Raw genomic sequence first — 25,074 nt, 5'->3', positions numbered from 1 at the left:
CTTATTTCGTTTGGAGAAATCAAAACATCCTGCTGACGCGCTCAATGCCGGCAGCCAGCATATCTATCTCCTCCTTGGTATTATACAAACCGAAAGAAGCACGCACGGTTCCTTCAATCCCCATATGAATCATCAAAGGCTGAGCACAATGATGCCCGGTACGTACGGCAATGCCCAGACGGTCAAGCAACGTACCCATATCCAAATGATGAATATTTCCTACCAAGAAAGAAATGACACTGCTCTTATGCTCAGCCTCTCCGAAGATACGCATTCCGTTTATTTCTTTCAGACGCTGCATGGCATATAGGGTCAGTTCATGCTCATGGGCGGCAATGTTCTCCATACCAATGGCAGATACATAATCCAACGCTTTTGCCAAGGCGGTAGTGCCGATATAATCGGGAGTTCCCGCTTCAAACTTAAACGGTAATTCATTAAAAGTCGTTTTCTCGAAGCTGACACTTTGTATCATCTCGCCTCCCCCTTGGTAAGGTGGAAGTTTATCCAGCCACTCTTCTTTTCCATAAAGCACTCCCACACCGGTAGGTCCATATATCTTATGTCCGCTGAAAGCAAAAAAGTCAGCATCCAAATCCTGAACATCCACTTTCATGTGAGGAACACTCTGCGCCCCGTCAATCAAAACGGGAACACTGTGTGTATGGGCAGTCGCAATCATCTCTTTCGCCGGATTGACAGTGCCCAACACATTACTTACATGAGCGAAACTCACCAGCTTGGTCCGTTCCGAAAAGAGTTTCTCATATTCATCCAACAACAGTTCTCCCCTGTCATTCATGGGAATCACTTTCAGCACGATTCCTTTACGCGCAGCCTGTAACTGCCAAGGTACAATATTGCTATGATGCTCCATGACAGAAACAATCACTTCATCACCTTCCTTCATCTGACTGTCGGCAAAAGAAGAAGCCAACAGGTTGATACTCTCCGTCGTGCCCCGTGTAAACACGATTTCATTGCTACTGCGTGCATTGATAAAACGACGTACAGTCTCACGAGAAGCTTCATGCAACTCGGTAGCCTGCTGAGACAAGAAATGCACACCACGATGCACATTGGCATTGACCGAATAATATTCATCGGTTATGGCTTCAACCACTTGGCGCGGTTTCTGAGTGGTAGCCCCATTATCCAGATAAATAAGCGGCTTTCCATACACCTCCCGATCTAATATCGGAAAATCTTCTCTTACTTTTTGTATATCGTACATGACGTCCTATTTACATATCGCACATCCCTGACATTTATTCAACTCACCACGGAAGCGTTTTTCCACCAACAGATGCAAACGGTCTTTCAATGCATCCATGCGGATGGTATCTATTACTTCATTGACAAAAGCAAACATGAGCAACAAACGCGCTTCTTTCAAACTGATGCCACGTTGCTGCATATAAAACAAGGCATTTTCATCTAGCTGACCGACAGTTGCTCCGTGAGAGCACTTCACATCATCCGCATAAATTTCCAGTTGCGGCTGAGTGTACATATGGGCATCACGAGTAGCACAGAGGTTGCGGTTGGTTTGTTGGGAATTAGTATGTTGTGCTCCTTCACGTACCAATACTTTTCCGGCAAACGCACCTGTCGCCTGATCATCCAATACATATTTAAACAGCTCATTACTAGCGCAATCAGCAACCTTGTGGTCAATGAAAGTATGATTGTCCACCTGTTCATTCTTATCGGCAATGACCATACCACACAAATTGATCTCAGCTCCACGTCCGGCCAAAGTTACTTCAGTTGTATTACGCGTAGTACCGTTATGCAAAGTCATACCATTCAAAAGCACATTACTGTCTGCCTCCTGGTTCACATAGAGGTTACTGAAACGCACTGTGCTGGTATGGGTTTCTTCCAGTTCATAAAGATCGAAAGTAGCATTTTCTTTTGCAAAGACCTCAATAACCTGAGTAGAAAGGAAATTTACATTATCCATGGCATGATCACAAATCAACAGACGAGCCTGCGCACTTTCTTCCAGCACAACCAGCACACGGCGGTTCACCATAAAATTAACATCAGCACGCAATATATTCACCAGTTGAATGGGTTTGTCCACCACCACGCCTTTCGGCACATACAGCATAAAGCCATCCTGGGCAAAAGTAGTATTGAAGGCGGTCACACCATCCTTGGAAGTATCTGCCAACTTGCCATAATACTGCTTGACCAAAGCCGGATATTGTTCAGACAGCTCTTTCAAGCTGCCAAGCAACACTCCTTCCGGCAATTGCGCCTTCGGCAAAACTTTACGATAAAAAGCATCATTTACTACAAAATAAAGAGCGGTACTCATATTAGGTACATCGCACTTGAACACTTCATACGGATTCACCGGAATGTCGAGTCTGTTCAAATTCAAACCATAATCCGGCTCGAACAATTTGCTCACATCCGTGTATTTATACTTTTCCTGCTTGCGGGTAGGGAAACCTAATTTTTCGAAATCTGCGAAAGCTTGCGCACGGGGAGCGTTCAGCACCTCGGCACTATGCTGGCAAATCATCGCCTCACATTGAGAAAAGAGATCAATATATTGTTGTTCTGCTCTCATAATCACTTTCTTCTTTAGGCATCCAATATTATTCTCCCAACTCGGCTTTTATCCAGTCGTAACCACGCTCTTCCAGTTCCAAAGCCAATTCGGGACCCGCAGTTTTTACAATACGTCCTTTATACAATACATGTACAATATCCGGTTTGATATAATCCAGCAACCGTTGATAGTGTGTAATGACGATACAACTTGTTTCGGGAGTCTTCAGTTTGTTCACACCCTCGGCTACAATACGCAACGCATCAATATCAAGACCGGAATCCGTTTCATCCAAAATACTCAACTTAGGCTCCAGCATAGCCATCTGGAAGATCTCATTGCGCTTCTTCTCACCACCGCTGAATCCCTCGTTTACCGAACGGTTTGCCAATTTATTATCCAATTCTACCACAGCCCGTTTCTCGCGCATCAGCTTCAAGAACTCACTGGCTGTTAATGCAGGAAGGCCTTTATATTTACGCTGCTCGTTTACCGCCGCACGCATAAAGTTCACCATACTGACTCCGGGAATCTCCACCGGATATTGGAAAGACAAAAACAGACCCTCATGGCTGCGATCCTCAGGATTCAAAGCCAACAAATCTTTTCCTTCAAAGGTCACCGAACCTTTCGTTACCTCAAAAGCCGGATTGCCTACCAACACAGACGAAAGGGTACTCTTTCCGGAACCGTTGGGTCCCATAATAGCATGAACTTCACCTTTCTTTATGCTTAGATTAATACCTTTCAATATTTCTTTGCCATTGACACTGGCATGTAAGTCTTTTATCTCTAACATAATTCTATTAAATTCTTAGTTCTTCATTTATCCTACACTTCCCTCTAAAGAAATAGCCAGCAGCTTCTGTGCCTCTACCGCAAACTCCATTGGAAGTTTATTCAGTACTTCTTTTGCATATCCATTGACAATCAACCCAATAGCGTCTTCCGTAGGAATACCGCGCTGATTGCAATAAAACAACTGGTCTTCGCTGATCTTGCTGGTTGTCGCCTCATGTTCCACCACAGCAGTTTCATTATGAATATCCATATATGGGAATGTATGAGCACCGCACTGGCTCCCCAGCAACAAAGAGTCACACTGACTGTAATTACGGGCATTGTCTGCTTTCTGAGCCACACGTACCAGACCACGATAAGAGTTCTGGCTCTTTCCGGCACTGATTCCTTTACTAACAATGGTACTACGGGTATTTCTACCTAAATGAATCATTTTAGTCCCCGTATCAGCCTGCTGATAGTTATTCGTTACTGCCACCGAATAGAATTCAGCAGTAGAATTATCTCCACTCAAGATGCAACTGGGATATTTCCAAGTAATGGCCGATCCGGTTTCCACCTGTGTCCAGCTCAATTTGCTATCCACTCCTTTGCAATGGCCACGTTTTGTCACAAAGTTATATACTCCTCCTTTGCCTTCGGCATCTCCCGGATACCAGTTCTGTACGGTAGAATATTTCACTTCCGCACGGTCATGCACCACAATCTCCACTATGGCCGCATGTAATTGGTTCTCATCCCGCATAGGGGCCGTACATCCTTCCAGATAAGAAACATAACTATCATCATCCGCAACAATCAGTGTACGTTCAAACTGACCGGTATTAGCCGCATTGATACGGAAATAGGTGGAGAGTTCCATAGGACAACGCACTCCTTTCGGAATATATACAAACGATCCGTCACTGAACACTGCCGAGTTCAAGGCTGCAAAAAAATTATCCCGCGGTCCAACCACCGAACCCAGATATTTCTTCACCAAATCGGGATGTTCACGCACCGCTTCACTGAACGAACAAAAAATAATCCCTTTTTCCAACAAGGTTTCTTTAAATGTAGTCTTGACGGATACAGAGTCCATGACAGCATCTACTGCCATACCACTCAACGCCATTTGTTCCTCCAAGGGAATACCTAATTTATTGAAAGTTTTAATCAACTCAGGATCTACCTCATCCATACTTTTCGGTCCTTCTTTTTTCTTTGTAGGATCCGCATAATAGGATATAGCCTGATAATCTATTTCAGGGATAGTGAGGTGTGCCCATGCAGGCATCTCCATTGTCAGCCAGTAGCGGTATGCTTTCAGGCGAAACTCCAGTAACCACTCCGGCTCGTTTTTCTTTGCAGAAATCAAGCGGATAACATCCTCATTCAATCCCCTTTCTATAATATCTGTGTGAACTTCTGTGGTGAAGCCATATTTGTACTTCTCCTGCGTCAGTTCTTTCACATATTTATTGGGTTCTTCTTGCATATCTATCTTATATTTCTATTAATTGTTCTGTTACATTCTTAAATACCGGAAAAAAGATACCGGACAAGTCCCTCATAGGATAATATAACACTGATTCCTTCTTTTTTGTTGCACTAATCAGCTCATTGTTCGGGTCTATATATTCTATCACATGAATAACTAACCCTATCAGTATCATATACTTCAATGCTCCCAATCCGCTGCCTAACCAACGGTTCAGCCATCCCAGGTGCACAGCATCCAATGCTTTTGTCAACAAAGAGGCGACGAACGCAAAACCTAAAGGTACAGCTACCCAGATCAATATAAAAGCTAAAACCTGTGCTACAGTCGTCGAAGTACCTAAAACCGGTGCCAACCTTTCAGCAACAATGCCAAACAAGGCACGAGCCATCAGCAATCCGGCTATCAACCCTACAATAGACGCCATCTGCTTCACAAATCCCTTCATTAATCCCATAATGACACCCACACCAATCATAGCCAATATAATAATATCTATTGTCGCCATCTTTATCGTTATTACAAAAAGCAGTAATGCCATTCTGAACAAAGCGAAGAATCTGCCAGCCCACGCGCTGGGCGAGGTGCCAGATCCTTCGCTATGCTCAGGATGACATTACCATCTATATTCTCAGACTTCAGTATATTACAAAGTCTGTTTAACCTCTACTTCTTCGTAAGCTTCAATAATATCACCGACCTTGATATCGTTACAGTTTGTCAGACTGATACCACATTCAAAGTTAGTACCTACTTCTTTCACATCATCCTTGAAACGCTTCAAAGCATTGATAGCACCGGTAAAGACTACAATACCATCACGAATCAAGCGTGCCTTATCAGAACGTTTCACCTTACCTGTCTTCACCATAGCACCGGCAACCAAACCGACCTTGGTAATATTGAAGACTTCACGCACTTCGATGGTTGCAGTAATCTGTTCCTTCAAAGTAGGTGCCAGCATACCTTCCATAGCAGCCTTCACTTCTTCAATCGCATCATAGATAACAGAATATTTGCGGATATCCACACCCTCCTGCTCAGCCAGTTTGCCGGCAGAACTTGAAGGACGAACCTGGAAACCTACAATAATCGCATCTGATGCAGCAGCCAAAGTCACATCCGACTCGGAAATCTGACCGACACCTTTGTGGATCACATTAACCTGTACCTGTTCTGTAGACAGTTTTATCAATGAATCGCTCAACGCTTCGACAGAACCGTCCACGTCACCTTTAACAATCACATTCAGCTCATGGAAATCACCCAAAGCCAAACGACGGCCCACTTCATCCAATGTCAGCAGTTTCTGAGTACGCAAGCCCTGCTCACGCTGCAACTGTTCACGCTTGTTGGCAATGTCACGAGCCTCTTGTTCCGTATCAATCACATGGAAAGTATCACCTGCCGCAGGAGCACCGTTCAGCCCCAGAATCAATACCGGTTCGGAAGGACCGGCCTCCTTGATGCGCTGGTTACGTTCATTAAACATGGCTTTCACCTTACCATAACTAGTACCAGCCAAGACTATATCGCCCATTTTCAGCGTACCGTTTGCCACCAACATAGTAGCCACATAACCGCGTCCCTTGTCCAACGACGATTCAATGATAGAACCGGTTGCCTTGCGGTCGGGATTAGCCTTCAAATCCAACATTTCAGCTTCCAGCAATACTTTTTCCAACAAATCATGTACACCTGTACCTTTCTTTGCCGAAATATCTTGCGACTGATACTTACCACCCCACTCTTCCACCAGGAAGTTCATGGCAGCCAGTTCTTCCTTAATCTTATCCGGATTGGCGTGCGGCTTATCCACCTTATTAATAGCAAATACGATAGGCACACCGGCAGCCATAGCATGATTAATCGCCTCTTTGGTCTGCGGCATCACATTATCATCGGCAGCTACAATAATAATAGCAATATCCGTCACTTTCGCACCACGGGCACGCATAGCGGTAAATGCCTCGTGACCCGGAGTATCCAAGAATGTAATATGACGTCCGTCTTCCAATTTCACATTGTAAGCACCGATATGCTGGGTGATACCCCCTGCCTCACCGGCAATTACATTTGCTTTACGAATATAGTCCAGTAATGAAGTCTTACCATGGTCAACATGTCCCATTACTGTCACAATCGGAGCACGCGGCTGCAAATCTTCTTCGTTATCTTCCTCTTCTGTAATAGCCTGTGCTACCTCAGCACTTACATATTCTGTCTTGTATCCGAATTCTTCTGCTACCAAGTTAATTGTCTCGGCATCCAGACGCTGATTGATAGAAACCATGATACCGATACTCATACAAGTAGCAATAACCTGAGTAACAGGGATATCCATCATACTTGCCAATTCGTTCGCAGTAACGAACTCGGTCAGTTTCAATATTTTGCTATCTTCCTGTTCCATCTCCTCCTGTTCCATCAGGCGGTTCTGAACATTTTCACGTTTCTCCTTACGATACTTGGCAGCCTTGTTCTTAGTCTTGTTAGTCAGACGTGCCAATGTTTCCTTAACCTGCTTTGCCACATCTTCATCACTAACTTCCGCTTTTACAACAGGTTTCTTGAAACGGTCTTTATTAAATTTGCCTCCACCCTGATTGTTATTACTATTAGGTTTGGAGTTATTGTTCCTATTCGGTCTGTTAGCGTTATCGTTACGTTGGTTATTATTAGATGCTCCTCCAACATTCGTTGTACCGGCAGCATTTATATCCACACGTTCCTTATTTATTCTATTGCGCTTTTTCTTCTTTGCGGCATCATCGTTAACCAAGTTTTTAGAAATCTTATCGTCTCCCTTACGGATCTCTTTGATAATAGCATCCTTCATCAGTTTACGCTGTTCCTGACGCTGCTTATCTTTCTCTTCTCTCTCTTTCCGTTTTTCTTCCTTCGATTTCTTTTTCGGACGGGTAGACTGATTCAATGCAGCCAGATCAATCTGACCTACTACATTAATTTTCGATTTAAATTCAGTAGGACGAATTTTAAATACATCGTCTTCTTCTTTTTCCTGAACGGGTGCTGCTTCGGGTGTTTCTTTTTCCATCTCTTTCACCTGGGGTGTCTTTTCTTCCGTCTTTTCAATTTTAGGCTCTTTCTTCTCTTCCAAAACTGGAGCAGGAGCAGGTTGAGGAGTCGATTCCGGTTTCTTTTCCTCTACCACCACAGGCTTCGGCGTTTCCTTCTGGGGCTGGGGAGTTTCCTTCCTCTCAACCACCTTTTCCACCACGGGTTCTGCTTTCGGAGTTTGTTCAATAACTTTCGCAGCTGGTTCTACAACCTTTGACGCAGTTTTCTTGTTCAAATTGTCCAGATCTATTTTACCCACTTGCTTCAGTTTGGGGCGTGCCTCTTCAGGAATAACAGTTTTCACCACCTCTTCTTTCTCTTTCTTAGATTCAAAACCTTCGATAGAGATAGAAGCTTTGTTGCGATCCTTATTCTGTCTTTCCTGACTAAATTTTTCAGACTCTATTTTTAAATTTTTATCTGTGCTGAACTCTTTCACAAGTACAGCATATTGTTCTTCGGTAATTTTCGCATTAGGACTAGCCTCAATGGTATAGCCCTTCTTCTGCAAGAATTCAACTACCGTCGTTATTCCTACATTTAAATCTCTTGTTACTTTGTTCAGTCTAATCGTCATACTCGTTTTTTAATTATTAACTACGAGCCGGGACTGAAGAGTTACTCTTCAAATTCAGCTCTTAAAACTCTCAACACGTCATCAACCGTGTTTTCTTCCAGGTCCGCTTTTTCTATCAACATCTCGCGCGGAGCATTCAGTACAGCCTTAGCTGTATCCAATCCAATATTCTTGATGGCTGTGATAACCCACTCATCAATTTCATCCTTGAATTCATCAAGGTAGATATCCTCATCCATCGCGCTCTCATCCAATTCGCGGTACACATCAATCGTATATTCGGTAAGCATACTAGCGAGTTTGATATTCATTCCCCCCTTACCGATTGCCAAAGACACTTCTTCCGGTTTCAGATATACTTCTGCTTTTTTCTCCTCTTCGTGCAGCACAATAGAAGAAATCTTAGCCGGACTCAACGCACGCTGAATGAACAACTGAATGTTAGAAGTATAGTTGATCACGTCGATATTTTCATTACGCAACTCGCGCACAATACCGTGAATACGTGATCCTTTTACACCTACGCAGGCACCTACCGGGTCTATACGGTCGTCATACGACTCAACAGCTATCTTAGCACGTTCTCCGGGAATGCGCGCAATCTTCTTGATAGTGATCAACCCGTCATTGATTTCGGGTACTTCCATTTCAAACAGGCGTTGCAAGAACACAGGTGAAGTACGGCTCAGAATAATCTTCGGATTATTATTTTTATTATCTACACGGGCCACTACGGCACGGGCAGTTTCGCCTTTACGGTAGAAGTCACTCGGAATCTGTTCAGTCTTGGGCAAAAGCAGTTCGTTACCTTCATCATCCAGCAACAACATTTCTTTCTTCCATATCTGATAAACTTCCGCACTGATTACAGTACCCACCCTATCAATATATTTATTATACAAGCTATCTTTCTCCAGTTCTAAAATCTTCGATGCCAGTGTCTGACGCAAGTTCAGAATGGCACGGCGGCCAAACTTGGCAAAGATTACTTCATCGGTCACTTCCTCACCCACCTCATAAGAAGCATCAATTTTCTGTGCCTCGGTCAATGAGATCTGCATATTGGGATTCGTCAAATCCTCATCTGCTACAACTTCACGGTTACGCCATATTTCAAAATCTCCCTTGTCAGGGTTCACAATAACGTCGTAATTTTCATCAGTGCCAAACATTTTCGCGATCACACTACGGAAAGACTCTTCGAGTACACTCACCATAGTTGTTCTATCAATATTCTTTAATTCCTTAAATTCCGAAAATGTATCAATCAAGCTGATTGTTTCTTCTTTTTTGGCCATAATTATTTAAAACTAATTAAGTATTTAGTGTATTTTATCTCATCATATGCAAAAGTAATATCCTCCTCTACCAGTTTGGGGCGTTTGGCTCCTTCCGGTTTCACTTTCTTTTCAATGGTTACGGTAAAGTTCTCTTCATTTGCATCCTTCAATACACCTTCCAGCTTCTTTCCCTCTTTAGTCAGGATTTCCACCTCCTTACCAATGTGTATCAAGTACTGTTGCAATACCTTGAAAGGTTGTCCTATACCGGCCGAACCCACTTCCAGTTCATAATCCTCTTCTTCACGGTCCAGTTTAGACTCAATATAGCGGCTAAGTTCTACACAATCGTCAATCCATACTCCCTCGGCATGGTCAATTTCTACCACAATTTTGTCATCCGGGCTCACCGTGACATCTACCAAAAAGTAATCTTTACCTTCCAGCCACTCGTCAACAATCCGGGTTACTACATTTTTATCTATCATTTATTCACTATTAAGAACAAAAAAAGGGCTTAATCAAGCCCCACCATTCATCCATTTCGGTGCAAAGATACAAATTATCTACCAGTGCTACAAAATATTCTATTAAAAAATTGTAGTTTTGCAGAAACTTATAACACTATGGATAAAAACAGTTTAAATACGAACAAGCAATTCATGATAGGTAACGGTATGCTGGCTTTTGGAGTCTTTGCCGTTATTATCATTTTTTTGTATATGTCCTTCCGTTTCCAACGCAAGGCTGACAAAGTACAGACTTATGAAGGAGTCTACAACATAGAACTAACTAATAGTTTTGCCGGAGATAGTATAGCGGTATATCTAAATGACAGTCTGCTGCTGGACCAAACCATGCCCGACGCCAACCTGAAAGTGGAAATAAAGCGCTTTGCCGAAGATAATGTACTGATGGTCGTAGATAACAAAACAGACAAGACCACACCTTTCAACCTGAATCCGGAAGGTAGCCGGGTAGAGGTTAAAAAGAGTGGAGATGTGATTTATATCTTGGAAAGAGAAGCCGATTCCCTTTTGGAATAAAGGGAAACAGCGACAAAGCCGGTCAATACGATAAAAACTCCTACCAAAGCCGGATACCGATAACCCAATCCGGCATCTATGGGTAGCCCACCGGCATAGGCACCAATGGCATTGCCCAAATTAAAAGCGACTTGCACACAGGCCGCTCCCATCATTTCTCCTCCGCGTGAATTTTGGAGTAACAATAATTGTTGTGGAGCCGAAACAGCAAATAATCCTGCCGTACATACACACATCAATATCACTGCCAGCCAAGAGATAGAAGCTGCAAAGAAAATGGCAAGCAAACCGGAGGCCATAATAATCTGTGTATATTTCACCACACGGGCTGCTCCATACTGATCAGAAAACTTTCCACCCATCAAGTTTCCTACAGTCATGCTAAGACCTGCCAGCACCATAATGAAAGTCATACTGTTCTCACTGAAACCTGCCACATGTGTCATCAAAGGAGTAACATAACTATACCAACAAAAGATACCTCCATTCCCAAACATAGTCGTAAATATCAACAACCATGGAGCTAGATTCTTCAAAAAACGGAACTGTCCTTTCAAACCTGTATCCGGCAAAGCAGGCAGTGAAGGAACCCATTTCCAAATATAGAACAAGGTAATCAGTCCCCATACTCCATTAAAGAGAAAAGGAATACGCCAGGACATTATATTACTCATGAACGTACCCAAAGGTACACCAAAAAGATTGGCAATCGTCATACCCGACACCATCAATGCCACTGCCTGCGAACTTTTTCCTTTATCAGCCACTCTTTCCGCCACAATGGAACCAACCCCAAAGAAGGCGCCATGAGGCAATCCGGAAATAAAACGCATCATCAACATCATCCAATAATTCACTGAAACGGCAGCACACAAATTACCACAAATATAAATAACCATCAAGCCTAACAGAATATGTTTCAGCGGACGGGTACGAGCCACCAAAACCATCCCCGGTGCTCCTACGCACACACCTAGTGCATAAGCCGAAATAAAATGTCCTGCTTGCGGAATACTTATATGCAAGTCCTTCGCTACATCGGGCAAAATGCCCATCATTACAAACTCGGCAATGCCCAATCCTAATGTGCCGAACGCCAAAGCCGTCAAACTCTTCTTCATACCTGAATAAAAACAATCCATTAATTAAAAAACGTACAAAAATAATTGTTATGTTTTCAGATATAAGTGTTTTTAGCACACTTTTATAAGAAAAGGAATGATTACTTGCTTTATGTCAATTTATTGTTGCCACATGCAAAAGAGGTCAAACATTTTAGCTTCATGTTCAGAAGTTAAAAAGACAAACAAACTTCTCTACAAAGCCATGCTTACTAATCAACATTCACACTAAACAAACCTTTGCTTCCTGCTCCATTATCAACATCCCGTAAACTCTGATTGATTTTACATTCAGCACTTTTCAGCTTAGTACTTTTATACGAAAACAAGCCTTTGCTTCCTGCTCCGCTAGCGACAGCATTTGAACTTTTCGTTATTATACACTTATCACTCAATTCATAACCGTGATCCGGCTGAGTGCTTTCACCCACCCGAACATCTACAAATTCTTGTGTTTTCATAATTATAAACATTTAGTATATTGAGATAATTCTTTGTCTAAATAACACAAAATAAATTCGTTTCTCGCTTGCAATATTTCTGCAAAACTGTTTTTTACTATATTCACGTTCGGTAAAGCGATCTTATCAAGATACTTATAATGAATATCATCTGCACAGGATATAATGTAACCATCATGAGTAACGACCAATTCATTAAGGAATGGAATGCTGAGTAAAGGATAACTAAACTCCAACACCTTATTCCCCCTCTGATATTTCATTTTATTGCCTCTGTATATATATTCCTCTATTTTTCCGGTTAATATATTTTCTTTCAAAAACAGTTCATACGCCATTGCTTTCGTCATACAAATCCTTATATCAATAGCATCCGAACTGTTATCATTATTCATAAAATCAAGACAGAGCGAAACAAAACCAAGCAAGGATTCACACGACAAACTTTTCAATGGTTTCATTTCAAATGGTGAATAATACATGATAGGAGCAAAATTAAATTTATCAACTCCTAATTTCCAATATGCAAGCAACATGGATAATAAATCAGCTCCATTATCATCAAAAATAGTAGAAGTAATATTTATTTTATCTCGATGCTCCACATTTTCAATCAACTCATAAACCGTATTGTATCCATTCTCACCCCTTATCAAATCATTGTATTTTCCAGAGCCCTCAAGACTAATTTCAAGGTATGAGATGTTGGTTGCAAGAACTTCGTCATACCCCTGAATATCCATACTCATTCCATTTGAAACAACTCCATAAAATATTCTCCTATCTTCCTTATATTCCGCTAAAAGATTCAGGATATCAAAGATTCTATTATCCAAAAAAGATTCTTTACCCGAAAAATGAAAATGTTTCATACCCATTCCAATAGCTTCATCAAGAAAACTTCTCCATCTTGCCAAAGAAACCGACTCTGATATGGGCCGGGCATCTCCAAAATAACAATGTCTACATTTCAGATTACATTTATTACTGACGAATGAATCTATAATCATAGGTTCATTCTGCCGCAGCTTGGCATCTATATGTTCCATAAAAGATGCCTTATCTATATATTTTTTCAGATTTCCAATCATCTGGCAACTTCGTAATACAATATATAAGTAGAATTCATTAACGGATTATCTTCTTCATAAGATATCGTATCTATGATTTCGGACATATCAACGTCCAAAATCAACTGGGCCTTATCCATACCGACTTTATATTTATATATACTTGCCGATTTAAAATCTATATCTTCTTTACATTCCAAAGACATCTTCAGGTTTTTCACCGTACCAGCCAAAAAATTAGGCAATGTAGTATAATCGCAATCTGTAATATTCAACATGTTAGGCCAGCACCATTCAATCATCAAATCAACAATACTACCAGGACTTTTTACTTTGTCATAAGAAACAACAACCTGCTTCAGCAAAGAATCCTGCCCGTTATCAGCAATTCTTGCACATAATTTTTTCAGCTTTCCACCAACACGCTCGAACGCTTGTATATTTATATCTTCAAAATTAACAATGGTATCACCTGCCACCAGCAAATGAAATGTACTGATTTTATGCGAGACAACACCTCTTACATTTAGTCGGACAAAGGAATCTCTCTTATTTCCCATCCCTTTTTTTTCTATTGTGTTCTTTATCTCTATTGAATCAATATCAATGTTATTCTGTATATATTCCCCTAATTCATTGTACAAATACTCGGTGGTCAAAAAAAAACGTCCTTTAAATGGCACAATTTTCATCATTTCCTGCAACGAACGAACCATTGCAGTTTGCTCGTTTAATTTAACATTCAATAGTTCCACTTCTTGATTCATAGATTTGTACCGTTTCCTCAACATGGCAAGAATAATAGTCAGACATACAAATACATATACTACCCACGCAGGAAACGAAAGCAGAATAGTTTTAATATCAAGCTCTGGCTGCGTAAATATTTGCAAAGTCTGTATGACTCCACCTAGTGTTGCAAAACCACCAAATATCTTCATACCTAAATTATACAGGCGTAATCTATTTTCCATATTGTGGTTTGTCTGTTTCTAGTTGCTTTAACTCATTATTCAAAATGTCTATTTCTCTCTGTATATCGTTCCATTCCAAACGCCCAGTTGTCATCTTTTGCTTTAACTTCAAATCCCTGATTTTTTTCTTTATCTCTTCTATTTTATTCATGGTATATACAATTTATTGATTACAAATTCAATGAACAGACCCTAACCGGGAAAGAATCAAACTATTCTTCAGAGTCATTTCCTTTAAAAAAAAGCGGGGAAAGAAACGCCCGTTGCCGGATACGTATGCTTTCCCCGCTTGAAAGAATTTATAATTTCTACTTTAGGCAGAAGCTGCTTCTCACGAAGGAGAAGCGGACTTTTACTTTATAGTATGATTATTTCTTAATAGTAACAGTATAAGTCTTGGTCATTACCATGCCCCACTTGTCTGTTACCTTCATGTTTACTTTCAGCTCAGCCTTACCGTTAACCAAATCAGATGCTTTGATTTCAGTTTCTGCTTTAGCTTTAAATTTACCGTCAGTACCGATTGTGGTTGATGTCACAAATTTCTCAGCCAATTTTGCATCGTCCCATGCAAATGTTACAGACTTGATTTCATCAGAAGCCGGTTTAGGTTGAGTTGTTACAGTTTTTTTCTTGGTATCGTATGCCAACTTATCTTTGTAAGCTTTGAACAAAGCAACTTCAGCACTGGCATCTCTTGCAGCTTTCTCCTCTGCTGACAAATCTGCTTTGTCACCCCATGTTCCGTTGTTATAAGTATAATACTTGTTAACTTCAGTCATGATAATGTTCCAGCCTTTCAAAGTGCTATTATGGGCTCCTACTGTTACATCATTGTTTTTAACAGTCAAGAAGAATTTATCGTCTGCTCCCAATGCGGTATAAGCATCAACTGACATACCGAACTTAATCAAGTCAGCCTTCGCAATTTCAACAGGAGTAGCATCAGCATTCACTACATACTTACCAGCAGTATCTTTCTTAGGAGCGTCATAGTCAGTAACATCTTTTTCAGTAGAACCGCCTGCATTTCCGAATAATGTCAGAGCCTTGCCCTTGTTGATACCCAAAGCATAAACAGCAGAGATATTAGAAGTCATATTAACTTCTTTACCAAAGGCGCCAGTAATAGCTTTTACTGTTACATTAGAACCATCAGCAGTATAAACCGAGCTCTTAACAATAACCTTGAAGTCATAGTCAATAGTGTTTTCAGCATTGCCATACAAGGTATAAGTAGCACGGATATTACGTTCCTTGTTCAACATATATTGGTTAGCAGGAGTAGCAGCACCCTTCCAAGCATTCTGGTATACATTCAAACGGTTGTTAGTAATCCAGTCTTCTGCGCCCATTTCTGTAGCAGCACCCATCGCTTCTTCCCAAGCTTTGTGATCCAAGTCGATATAAGTTACCTCACTACCAGCGAAATCAGGAGCCAAGATACCGTCTTCCAAATCGTAAACCACCTTATTAGCTACCGTAGCGTAGTTACCGATAACTTGCAATACACCGGCTGTAGTAAAGTCAGGTACCAACTTGAAGATATCTTCTGCCTTCGGATTAGAAACAATCATAGTAGCTTCAGATTTCACAATTGTTGCAGCACCGTCTGTTGCTTCAAATACAATTGCATAAGTTCCAGGTACATATTCTGCAGCATCCAAGCTAAAGCCGAACTTAGCGAAGTCATTGTATGATGTAGCTGTGGTTGTGCCATCGCTCTTGTACTGAACAAGACCTTCCCCTGTTACATAAGTGTATGTTGCTGTTTCAGGCTTGTCACCATTTTCGTCCAACAGATAAACACTCATTGTCTTATTAGCTTTGAAGAATGCATCCTTCTGAGTTGCAGTAGTAAACTGGAAGTCAGCAACATTCCAAAGAACATTCTGTGTATAAGCACCACTTACTTTTTTAGTAGACAATGTCACATTCTTATCGTTCAAACCACCAGCTACTTGAATATCTTGATTAACTGTCACATCAATATCCTGATCAACAGCAGAACCATTCAAACCAAGTGCTATAATGTTCAATTTAACAGTAATACTAGATACATTGGCAGGCATATTGGCAATAGTCAATACATTTCCGTCCAAAGACAAACCATATTGTTCAATATTCAACTGGTCGCGGAGTTTTACAATAGCCTTACCTTTGTATTCATTTGCATAGATAATACCGGCTTTTGTAGTCTTAGCATCAACAGCTGTCAAATCAATAGTAGGAGCATAAGTTACAGTACCAGCTGCTACACTAACGTTACTTTCCACTTTGTCTGCAGAAACATTATATGCAAAAGCAGTCTTGACAACTGTACCCTTTTCATTTTTTATAACCAGAGATGCAGATTCTTTTTTGGTAGTTGCATAAGTCTTGGCCTTTTCATCGTATGCAGGTTCCACATCCAATGTCCAGAAGCAATCTTCAGTGCTGGCAGCTCTATTCATTGTTCCGTTCTGAACACTCCAATCATCTGCAATACCTTTGACGGGGTTAGACAATGCAATATCAGGAGTTGTACCGTTAGTCAGTTGCAAAGAGAATTCAAACTTATCAGTCAATTCCACATTAGCGGGATTTACCAATACCGGCAATTCACCACCTTGTTTTACTGTAGCATTTGCAGCAATACCGACAAGGTCAGTGAATTTCTCAGTCAATGCCTTATATGCCTTCTTTGCTTTTTCTGTAGTATTCTTTGCAGCAGGTTGCCACTTTGCAGTTTGGAATTTAACATGTACGATAGCAGCCGGAGCTTCAGCTACAAATGCATCAGAAGTAGCAGGTAAAGCGATAGCCTTATCGAATACACCAGCTTCATTGGCGATATTCAAATAAATCACACCGTCTTTTTCTACATAGTAAGCGCCTGTGCCTTGTGCGGAAATTCCGGTGTCTTTCTTTTCGAACTCACCAGTTTCAGCATTCCATGAGTAAACTACCCATTTGCCATCCACAATTTCAGGAGAAGGAGCAGTCTGACCGTTTGCACCCGGCTTGCCGTCAACACCATCTTTGGCTACAGCTTTGGCGTCAGTCTTTTCACCGTCCTTGTACCAGAAACCATCTTCACCGATAGTCCATTCAGTACCATTCTTTCCATCTACACCATCCTTACCGTTGATGCCGGTTACAGTCTGGGTAGTACCATCACTCATTGTAATAGTAAAACCGTTTTCAATCGGAGAAATAGCAGCTACCCACTTACCTTCTCCCACCAACTTCTGCAATGCAGCAATGGCGTCTTTGTTTGAGTTAATCTGGCCCTGCAAATTCTCGATGTCATCATCGTAGTCTTTACAAGACACAAATGTTCCCGTTGACGAAACCATCAAAGCTCCGAACAGGATTGCACTTAAAAACTTTTTGTTCATAATAGAAAAACTTTAAATTTATAAATTTAAAAAAACTAAAATTGATTATACATATTAATCTCATTATTAATATCTTAGTTCGTTTATTACCTGTAACTCCCGTTTCCTCCTTTCCCGTGACTGATAAGACAAAGGTGACACACCCACAACCTTACTGAAAGCTGAATAGAAAGCACTTTTAGAAGCGAAACCGCAACTACGAGGCAAGTCATTCAATGCACAACGACCGAAACTAAGAAGCTCCTTGGCATATTCCACACGATAGCCGTTCACAAGCTCCTTCAAGTTACAGCCAAAGTATTTGTTTACTACATTACTTAGGTAGGTCTGGTTTGTTTCAAGCAAATCGCTCAGTTTTTTCAGCGAAAGCGAAGTGTCAAGGAATATCTGACGTATCTCAAGCTGGTACAATATAGCTTTATATATACGGCAGTCCACTTTACGAATATTCGCTTCCTTGCCGACAAACTCCTCCTCCCAATGCCGCTGGGCGGCCTTGAAAAGCAAGTTCTTCTGCCGCTCGGAAACGGCGCTACTTCGTTTACGTCTTAGAAATAGATATTCCATCTGCTCTATGTTAATTTCATTCATTCTCATCGCTTCAAAGACATACTTTATCATATAATAAAGGAACTTAAAAACGACATTTTCTATAGATCTCTTACCAAGAGATCTATAGAAAGTAACTAACAAACAATATATCAACATATTATATCCTATTTCAAATAGGATAAAGGAGTATAAAAATGGACTTGGAAGCTTATTTTTTATATAAATTCCTATTTTTTTTGCCAAAAATGTATTAGTTCTCAAAACTTTGCTTATTTTTGCACAGAAAATGTATATCTCTTGGTAAGAGATATACAAATAAGCATATATAAAAGAAGGAAACAATCAATTGTTAATCAATTGATTACTATCACAAAAAAGAGATTCTCTCCTTAAAAAAGATTCACCGAAATAATTTGAACAAACTCTTTGAACGGAAATCGGTCAACAAGTTTCAGGCATCAAGCCAACTTAATCACTTTACGAAGTCAATTTCTCCAGAAAAGAACTTAAAGAAACATTATTTCCTGAGCCGATAAACCGGTAACCTAGGCAATTTACATCAAATGCAATACCGCCCTGTTTCATTTTTAGCATTCTTCCTTACGACCTGTTTCAAATCCTTCCTAAAGACCTTTTTCGAGTTCCTCTTTAGGGTCCTCCTCACGTCCTTTCTTCAATTGAGTAGACATTACGCTATACCAATCACGGAAGCTCTTCAAATTTTCCCAATGTTCACCAAACTCCCTAGAGGTGAATTTCGCAATCTCGGCAGCCTCGAAAAAATGGTCGAATACACGGCTCTGCAACGCACACAGACGCTCAAGAAGGGAAGATAGATTACGCAGAACGAACAGGCATTTGTCAAACATGCCCTCCACCTTATCTTCCTTCTTGTTGAACTTCAGGATTCCAAGAAAAAAGAACTTAAAGATAAGAAAAAAAATACTTAAGAGAAAAAGGATTTAGCATAAGTATAAACACAAATAAAGTTGCTTTGAACCATACATCAAAGCAACTTTCATAAAAGCCGGAACGAATGAAAACATTCCTTATTTTTTCTCTTCTTCGACAGAAGACAGTGGCGTACTGTTCTCTTTATAAGCAGCAAATCCTTTCACCTTTGTCCGTTCCTTATTAACACTTTCCGAAGCGGCACTACCCAGTTGCTGCAAATTTTGCTTGATAGCATCGTGAGTAACAAAGAAATGATCGAGCATAGCTTTCAGATATTCGTCCAACTGGCCTTCTTTGGGAGTAAAGACCGTATGGCACTTGGAATGAAGCCCCACGTTTTTCTCATCCTCATCCGCCGTAAAGACAGTGGTCACCAACGAATCCACATTGACCAGATTGACAATCTCTTTTAAGTAAGGTAAAGCCGGATTATCCACACTGATAGACGCCCACCACGGATTCCATATCATGATGAACCGGGCCTCATCCTCCACCGCAATATAAAAATCATCACCTTGATATTTAAAGACAATATGTCCTTCCTCATTGGTTTCCGGCTGACAGCCTATCTTTTTGAGCACAGCTATAACCAGCTCTTCCGTACCGATATCCTCCAAGTCTTCCTTTGTCATACGGTCCAAACGGTCTCTACGTTTTTTACGCTCATGACGGATGCGAAGAACTAAAAATGCAAGCGGCCACAATGCCAATGCAATAACAGCGATTAGAATGGTGAGGTCGGTCATATCTGTTTGCGATTTAAGGGTTCAACATCAAAATACAGATAGTTGCTACACTATGCTAAACAAATATAGCAATTATAATCTTAAAAACATCTATTTCCATCGATTTATTTCAAGTGTTTCTTTATCCAAAGCAAATGCCCGTATTCTGTGTCTTCAGAAGTCCAGTGCTCGTTGACTGGAGTAATCAACGCCTCTTTCGGACAGTTCAGTACATTATAGACAATGTAACTGGTAGTAGGAGGACAAGTATTGTCATTGAATCCCCATGTCATATAAACAGGAACAGTAATCTGTTTGGCAAAATTCACCACATCATAATATGCAAGGGTCTTCATCTTGGCAGGTGTATCCATATCTACCGTATTCTTAAAAAGATGAGGATATCCCCCGGCACGGCCGGCTTTGTAACCTGCCATATCACTTAAAGCGGGATGGTTTGCCACACATGCCGTAACACGCTTGTCAAGTCCTGCCGTAATCAAAGCCAAAGCTCCCCCTTGGCTCCCCCCCTGCACAATAACATTTTTACCATCCCATTCAGGTAATGAAGTCAGCAAATCAATACTGCGGACACAAGCCAGATAAACCCGTTTCATATAATAATTCTCGCGACTATCCAGGCCGTTTACCAAGTAGCCGTTTTCCCGGCTGCTGAAAGCGCGGCTTATCTCGCCGAAAGTATCCTCATCCAACTCCGGATTCAATCCGTGGATTTCTATCTCAAAGCGGATACAGCCTTCTTCCGCATAATATTTATGCCGCATAGGCCCTTTGATCGTCTTGATGCCAGCCCCTGGAGGACACAGTACTACCGGATACTTTCCTTCCGCTTTAGGATAGAACAAATAACCATAAATACACTGGTTCTGCTTATTCAGCTGAAGCCTGATCAAGTAACAGTCCATTTTGTCCGTAGAATATTTCTTTACATACTCTTTGGTATAAGTCAGAGGGAACTGAGCCGCTTCCGCCTTAGTCTTATTCCAGAATTCATTAAAATCAGAAGGCAACTGGGTATAAGGTCGAAGCTTCTCAGGAGAGAAACCGACTTTGATATGGTGGGAATAAGTTTTACCTCCTACTTTAGCCGTCAGACGACAATCACGGAAACCTGGCTCTTTCATTGTCCCCATAGAAATAACCGCTTTTCCATTCTTCAGTTTTACAGTTCCCTTGGTATCCGAAGGCATCATGTCGCCTCCCAGCTCATATAAAACCTCCACACCATCTTGCGGAACACCATATTTATAGAACTGAACCTCAATCTTCGCTTTCTCGCCTGTCTTGTACAACCAGTCGGCATGATCGGGTACAGTTACCCAAAGCACATCACTCCGATAAGGATAATTTTCGGCCGCTACTGAAAGAACGAACAAGACAGCCCCAATAAGCATGCTTAAAAATCTGTTTTTCATTGTAATTCTATTTAATAGTTCTAAAAATCAGTATTAAATCTACGTAACTCCGCACGTAAGGCACGAGCTCTCCCTCCTGTCATACTATCCAGCAACTCCCAAAAACGAGGGCCGTGATTCATTTCCTTGGTATGAGACAATTCGTGTAACAGTACATAATCCATCAAATGGGGAGGCAACAACATCAAATAACAGGAAAGATTGATACTGCCTGTTCCCGAACAACTTCCCCATCTTCCCTTGCTGCCGGTAATCTTCACACGTTTAAATGGCAAATGATACTGTTCGGACAAAGCAGATAAAAGAGGTGGCAGATATTCTTGCGCATTTTTCTTCATGGCACGGATGATGGCATTACGTACCAGCCTTTGTACTTCAGGTAAAGAAAAATCCACATTCCGCGGACAGATAATCTTGACTCCCTCCTCGGTAAAACGTACGGAAAAGCAAGTAAAGTTACCTTGCTCCAGCCATAAACGGAAACAGGGAGTATGAATACGAAAATTTAAATCAATCGGTTTCTTACTCACTTTCCTCCAGTCCTCCAACAGACGTTGCTTGTATTGCTCCACCACCTCCAGCACTTTACTGCTTAAACTATAAGGAGGAACAGTAACATGCAGTCCGTCGGGCTTTACCCGCATAGTAACATTACGCGCCAGCTTGTGTGTACGCACTATAATACGGTCAAAATCTTTATCCGGAAGTACTCTTTTAGTTGCCATACGGATACAAAGATACAGCTTTCCAATAAAAAAAGGCAGAGATTTGCAACTTTCCAGGAATCTTCACCGTCTAATTAACAGAAACCAATTAAATATATATATTACCATGAGAACAAAAACTATTTATTTTTTCAGTCTTTTTCTGGCAATCACAATGATGACAGGCTGTTTCCACATATCATCAGGTCCGAAACCCAGCAAGAGTAAAATGACCAAAAAATATAGCGTAACTCCTTTCAATAAGATAGAGAACAAAGCACCTGCCAACATTGTCTTTACTCAAGGGAATGTGACCAAAGTAGAAGCCGACGGTCCGGATAATTACATCCCCCAACTCATTGTCATGGTCAAAGACAGTACGCTGAGTATCAGTATGGATAAAGACAAATTCAAAAACTTCAAGAGTTCAAAAATCAATATCTCAATTACCAGTCCGGTCTTATGTAGTATCAAGCAAAGAGGTGTAGGAAGTATTTATCTGAAAGACAGCGTGAAAGTAACAGATCTTTCTATCAGTGCTGAAGGTGTGGGGAGTATTGAAGCAAATGCATTAATGGCACGTTCCATCAAAGTATCCCAAGAAGGAGTAGGCAGTATCAATTTAAAGGGGCAGGCCGGTCATGCGACATATTATTTGGAAGGAGTAGGTAGCCTGAAAGCAAAAGACATGATTGTTTCTGATGTTGTAGTTGAACAAAACGGTGTGGGAAGTGTTTCTTGTTATGCATCCGGGACGATAAATATCAGTGCCCAGGGAGTAGGAAGTGTAAACTACTACGGTGACCCTCAGGTTACCGGACTAAAAAAATCCGGAATTGGAAGCGTTAAGAGCAAATAACTCATTTCATAACTCTCTCTTTACATTAAATTATCTACCAAACAAAAAAGGATTACTGCTCACGCGGTAATCCTTTTTAAAATTATTTAGTTAGTTAATTTAAAATTTGAGAGAATTGAAACTTCACAGCCTCGAATTAAAAAGTTGTTTTAATAAGCACTAACTATCATATTTATATAAAAGCAAATGAAAATGTTCTAGTTTGTTTTCCCTGTACCGGTATCATCAACGGTAATCTTTGCCACCGTATCTGTAGGCAATACAGGTTCGTATGCCACTTGGGGGTCGGTAGTAGAATTCTGATACTCATCGTGTACCGATACCGTATCACTATCACCACCTTCCATAGTGTGTTGCATCACTGTACCCATAAGAAACAACACGGCAATCATTGCAGCCGCTTTAAACAGAGGCATAAAGCGCGTACGCATAGTCAGACGTTGTGCTTTTACCACCGGTCTTTCTATCCGGGTCAGAATTCTGGTATCAAAATCATCTCCCAAACCTTTCTCCTTCTCCACATCCTGATAAGCAAACAACTGCTTGTACCGGAGTAAATGAGCAGGCACTTCCTTCTGACGAAAGAATGAACGTAATATTTGCTCTTCCTCCAATGAAGTTTCGCAATTCCAATAACGTTCCAAAAGCTGTTCAATATATTTATAATCCATAATCCTCTATTTCAGTGTATCTTTGTTTTATTTTCTGCCGGGCACGGAAAAGGGTTACTTTCACCTGTTCTTCCGTAATCTGCAAAATATCTGCAATCTCTTTATAACTCTTTCCTTCAACATCCCTCAACTGCATAATTGTACGCTGCCTTTCGGGAAGCTCATTGACCAGACGGTGAACCAACTGTATTTGTTCGTTCTGCGCCAACCGATCATAAGGCGTCAATGTATCAGGCATCTCCCGCACTTCAGAGGTCAGTTCCAAATTTTGCGCTTCCATCTTCTGACTGCGGTCAATTGCCAAGTTACGAGCAATGGTCAGGCAATATGCCTCAATGGATTCAAACTGCGGCCATTCATCCCGCTTGTTCCATACTCTGATCATCGTATCCTGCACCACATCCTCCGCTTCAGCACTATTCAGCGTAATACGAAGCGCCAACCTGTAGAGTTTGTCTTTCAGGGGCAGAATATCGTTTCGGAAACTGATCTCTCGCATTGCTCTGTAATAATGACGGGTGAGTTACACTAAAGTTACACTCACCCGCCTGTTTTTTTGAATTATTTTTTAATTACGGTTCCACTTCCTTCACTAATGGCTGATGCTAAGGTTATTACCACCTGACTGACGCCTGCATCAATAGCAGAAAAAGAATTTTCCAGCTTAGGAATCATCCCTCCTTGAATGATACCTTGCGCTACAAATTCTTTAAACTCCTCAGGAGTAATGACAGGAATTACACTGTCATCATCATTCTCGTCACGCAATACACCCTTTTTCTCAAAACAATAAACCAATGTCACATCAAACAAGGAGGCCAATGCTTTAGCGGTTTCTCCGGCAATGGTATCAGCATTGGTATTCAGCATGCTTCCTTTGCCGTCATGGGTCAATGGAGCCATAACAGGCACAATGCCCTGACGGATCAATGCCGCCAAAAAATTGGCATTTACTTTCTCTACATCACCAACAAAGCCATAGTCCACGTCTTTTACCGGACGCTTTACTGAACAGATCACATTCATATCAGCTCCGGTCAGTCCAATGGCATTCACACCTTTTGCCTGAAGACCGGCTACGATACTCTTATTCACCAGTCCGCCATATACCATGGTTACCACTTTCAGCGTTTCTGCATCCGTAATGCGGCGACCATTCACCATCTTGCTTTCAATCCCTAGTTGTGCCGCCAGTCTGGTAGCAGAGCGCCCGCCACCGTGTACCAACAACTTATAACCTCCTATAGCAGAAAAATCAGCCAATAACTGATTAAGTGTAGACTCTTCCTCTACAATTTTTCCACCTACTTTTATGATAGTCAGTTTCTCTTTCATG

Annotated in this window: 24 protein-coding genes; 2 read left to right on the top strand and 22 right to left on the bottom strand. The window is 41.2% G+C overall.

Features of this window, described 5'->3' with window-relative positions; all coding sequences use genetic code 11:
• Positions 1-19: 19 nt before the first annotated feature.
• From GKD17_RS00890 to rimP, 8 genes are all read right to left on the bottom strand, one after another.
• Positions 20-1,234 (bottom strand): aminotransferase class V-fold PLP-dependent enzyme, encoded by a 1,215-nt coding sequence (locus tag GKD17_RS00890; RefSeq protein WP_007834642.1) that lies wholly within the window; start codon positions 1,232-1,234, stop codon positions 20-22.
• 6 nt (positions 1,235-1,240) lie between these two features.
• Positions 1,241-2,584, bottom strand: a complete 1,344-nt coding sequence (gene sufD / locus GKD17_RS00885) for a Fe-S cluster assembly protein SufD (protein ID WP_007834641.1) — start codon at positions 2,582-2,584, stop codon at positions 1,241-1,243.
• A gap of 28 nt (positions 2,585-2,612) precedes the next feature.
• Positions 2,613-3,365 (bottom strand): Fe-S cluster assembly ATPase SufC, encoded by a 753-nt coding sequence (sufC, locus tag GKD17_RS00880; RefSeq protein WP_007834640.1) that lies wholly within the window; start codon positions 3,363-3,365, stop codon positions 2,613-2,615.
• Between the two features lie 27 nt (positions 3,366-3,392).
• Positions 3,393-4,844, bottom strand: coding sequence for a Fe-S cluster assembly protein SufB (sufB, locus tag GKD17_RS00875; RefSeq protein WP_005838858.1), 1,452 nt, complete (start codon positions 4,842-4,844; stop codon positions 3,393-3,395).
• A 7-nt stretch (positions 4,845-4,851) separates the two neighbouring features.
• Positions 4,852-5,355 (bottom strand): CvpA family protein, encoded by a 504-nt coding sequence (locus GKD17_RS00870; protein WP_032936000.1) that lies wholly within the window; start codon positions 5,353-5,355, stop codon positions 4,852-4,854.
• A gap of 138 nt (positions 5,356-5,493) precedes the next feature.
• Positions 5,494-8,505: a translation initiation factor IF-2 gene (gene infB, locus GKD17_RS00865; RefSeq protein WP_007834638.1), complete on the bottom strand. Its 3,012-nt coding sequence runs from the start codon at positions 8,503-8,505 to the stop codon at positions 5,494-5,496.
• Between the two features lie 41 nt (positions 8,506-8,546).
• On the bottom strand, positions 8,547-9,803 hold the full coding sequence (gene nusA, locus GKD17_RS00860; protein WP_005838852.1) for a transcription termination factor NusA: 1,257 nt from the start codon (positions 9,801-9,803) through the stop codon (positions 8,547-8,549).
• 2 nt (positions 9,804-9,805) lie between these two features.
• Positions 9,806-10,273 (bottom strand): ribosome assembly cofactor RimP, encoded by a 468-nt coding sequence (gene rimP / locus GKD17_RS00855; RefSeq protein ID WP_005838850.1) that lies wholly within the window; start codon positions 10,271-10,273, stop codon positions 9,806-9,808.
• Positions 10,274-10,411: 138 nt separating this feature from the next.
• On the opposite strand from rimP, the gene GKD17_RS00850 reads away from it, so the two are divergent.
• Positions 10,412-10,831 (top strand): hypothetical protein, encoded by a 420-nt coding sequence (locus tag GKD17_RS00850; protein WP_005838848.1) that lies wholly within the window; start codon positions 10,412-10,414, stop codon positions 10,829-10,831.
• Here GKD17_RS00850 and araJ read toward each other — a convergent pair.
• From araJ to GKD17_RS00795, 11 genes are all read right to left on the bottom strand, one after another.
• Positions 10,792-11,952 (bottom strand): MFS transporter AraJ, encoded by a 1,161-nt coding sequence (araJ, locus tag GKD17_RS00845; RefSeq protein WP_008655497.1) that lies wholly within the window; start codon positions 11,950-11,952, stop codon positions 10,792-10,794. The genes GKD17_RS00850 and araJ overlap by 40 nt on opposite strands.
• Positions 11,953-12,164: 212 nt before the next feature.
• Positions 12,165-12,413 carry a hypothetical protein gene (locus GKD17_RS00840; protein WP_007841950.1) on the bottom strand — a complete coding sequence of 83 codons (249 nt, stop codon included), beginning with the start codon at positions 12,411-12,413 and terminating at the stop codon, positions 12,165-12,167.
• A gap of 2 nt (positions 12,414-12,415) precedes the next feature.
• Positions 12,416-13,504, bottom strand: coding sequence for a radical SAM protein (locus GKD17_RS00835; RefSeq protein ID WP_007834635.1), 1,089 nt, complete (start codon positions 13,502-13,504; stop codon positions 12,416-12,418).
• A complete protein-coding gene (locus GKD17_RS00830) occupies positions 13,501-14,457 on the bottom strand; it encodes a hypothetical protein (RefSeq protein ID WP_007834633.1) in 957 nt (318 codons plus the stop codon). The genes GKD17_RS00835 and GKD17_RS00830 overlap by 4 nt, the downstream gene beginning before the upstream one ends.
• Complete coding sequence (locus GKD17_RS00825; protein WP_005849674.1) at positions 14,447-14,608, bottom strand: hypothetical protein; 162 nt, start codon at positions 14,606-14,608, stop codon at positions 14,447-14,449. The genes GKD17_RS00830 and GKD17_RS00825 overlap by 11 nt, the downstream gene beginning before the upstream one ends.
• A gap of 217 nt (positions 14,609-14,825) precedes the next feature.
• Positions 14,826-17,837 carry a PL29 family lyase N-terminal domain-containing protein gene (locus GKD17_RS00820; protein ID WP_007834629.1) on the bottom strand — a complete coding sequence of 1,004 codons (3,012 nt, stop codon included), beginning with the start codon at positions 17,835-17,837 and terminating at the stop codon, positions 14,826-14,828.
• Positions 17,838-17,903: 66 nt separating this feature from the next.
• Positions 17,904-18,404 carry a helix-turn-helix domain-containing protein gene (locus GKD17_RS00815; protein WP_032936083.1) on the bottom strand — a complete coding sequence of 167 codons (501 nt, stop codon included), beginning with the start codon at positions 18,402-18,404 and terminating at the stop codon, positions 17,904-17,906.
• Positions 18,405-19,012: 608 nt separating this feature from the next.
• Positions 19,013-19,294 (bottom strand): PD-(D/E)XK nuclease family transposase, encoded by a 282-nt coding sequence (locus tag GKD17_RS00810; protein ID WP_080549524.1) that lies wholly within the window; start codon positions 19,292-19,294, stop codon positions 19,013-19,015.
• Between the two features lie 144 nt (positions 19,295-19,438).
• Positions 19,439-20,089: a YbjN domain-containing protein gene (locus GKD17_RS00805; RefSeq protein WP_007834623.1), complete on the bottom strand. Its 651-nt coding sequence runs from the start codon at positions 20,087-20,089 to the stop codon at positions 19,439-19,441.
• A 104-nt stretch (positions 20,090-20,193) separates the two neighbouring features.
• Positions 20,194-21,504: an acetylxylan esterase gene (locus tag GKD17_RS00800; RefSeq protein WP_007834621.1), complete on the bottom strand. Its 1,311-nt coding sequence runs from the start codon at positions 21,502-21,504 to the stop codon at positions 20,194-20,196.
• 20 nt (positions 21,505-21,524) lie between these two features.
• On the bottom strand, positions 21,525-22,229 hold the full coding sequence (locus tag GKD17_RS00795; protein WP_007834620.1) for a M48 family metallopeptidase: 705 nt from the start codon (positions 22,227-22,229) through the stop codon (positions 21,525-21,527).
• 106 nt (positions 22,230-22,335) lie between these two features.
• Between GKD17_RS00795 and GKD17_RS00790 the strand changes: the two genes are divergently transcribed.
• Entirely contained in the window at positions 22,336-23,067 is a 732-nt protein-coding gene (locus GKD17_RS00790; RefSeq protein ID WP_007834619.1) for a head GIN domain-containing protein, read from the top strand.
• A 197-nt stretch (positions 23,068-23,264) separates the two neighbouring features.
• On the opposite strand, the gene GKD17_RS00785 is transcribed toward GKD17_RS00790, so the two are convergent.
• The 3 genes from GKD17_RS00785 to argB form a co-directional block, all read right to left on the bottom strand.
• Positions 23,265-23,738, bottom strand: a complete 474-nt coding sequence (locus tag GKD17_RS00785) for a hypothetical protein (protein ID WP_007834618.1) — start codon at positions 23,736-23,738, stop codon at positions 23,265-23,267.
• Complete coding sequence (locus tag GKD17_RS00780; protein ID WP_007834617.1) at positions 23,728-24,237, bottom strand: RNA polymerase sigma factor; 510 nt, start codon at positions 24,235-24,237, stop codon at positions 23,728-23,730. Before GKD17_RS00780 ends, GKD17_RS00785 begins: the two co-directional genes overlap by 11 nt.
• Before the next feature lie 62 nt (positions 24,238-24,299).
• Positions 24,300-25,073 carry an acetylglutamate kinase gene (gene argB, locus GKD17_RS00775; RefSeq protein WP_007834611.1) on the bottom strand — a complete coding sequence of 258 codons (774 nt, stop codon included), beginning with the start codon at positions 25,071-25,073 and terminating at the stop codon, positions 24,300-24,302.
• Position 25,074: the final 1 nt, after the last annotated feature.

This window comes from Phocaeicola dorei (genome assembly GCF_013009555.1).
Taxonomy (GTDB): domain Bacteria; phylum Bacteroidota; class Bacteroidia; order Bacteroidales; family Bacteroidaceae; genus Phocaeicola; species Phocaeicola dorei.
The sequence above is the reverse complement of the archived record's forward strand: the minus strand, read 5'-3'. Positions and strand labels throughout refer to the sequence as shown.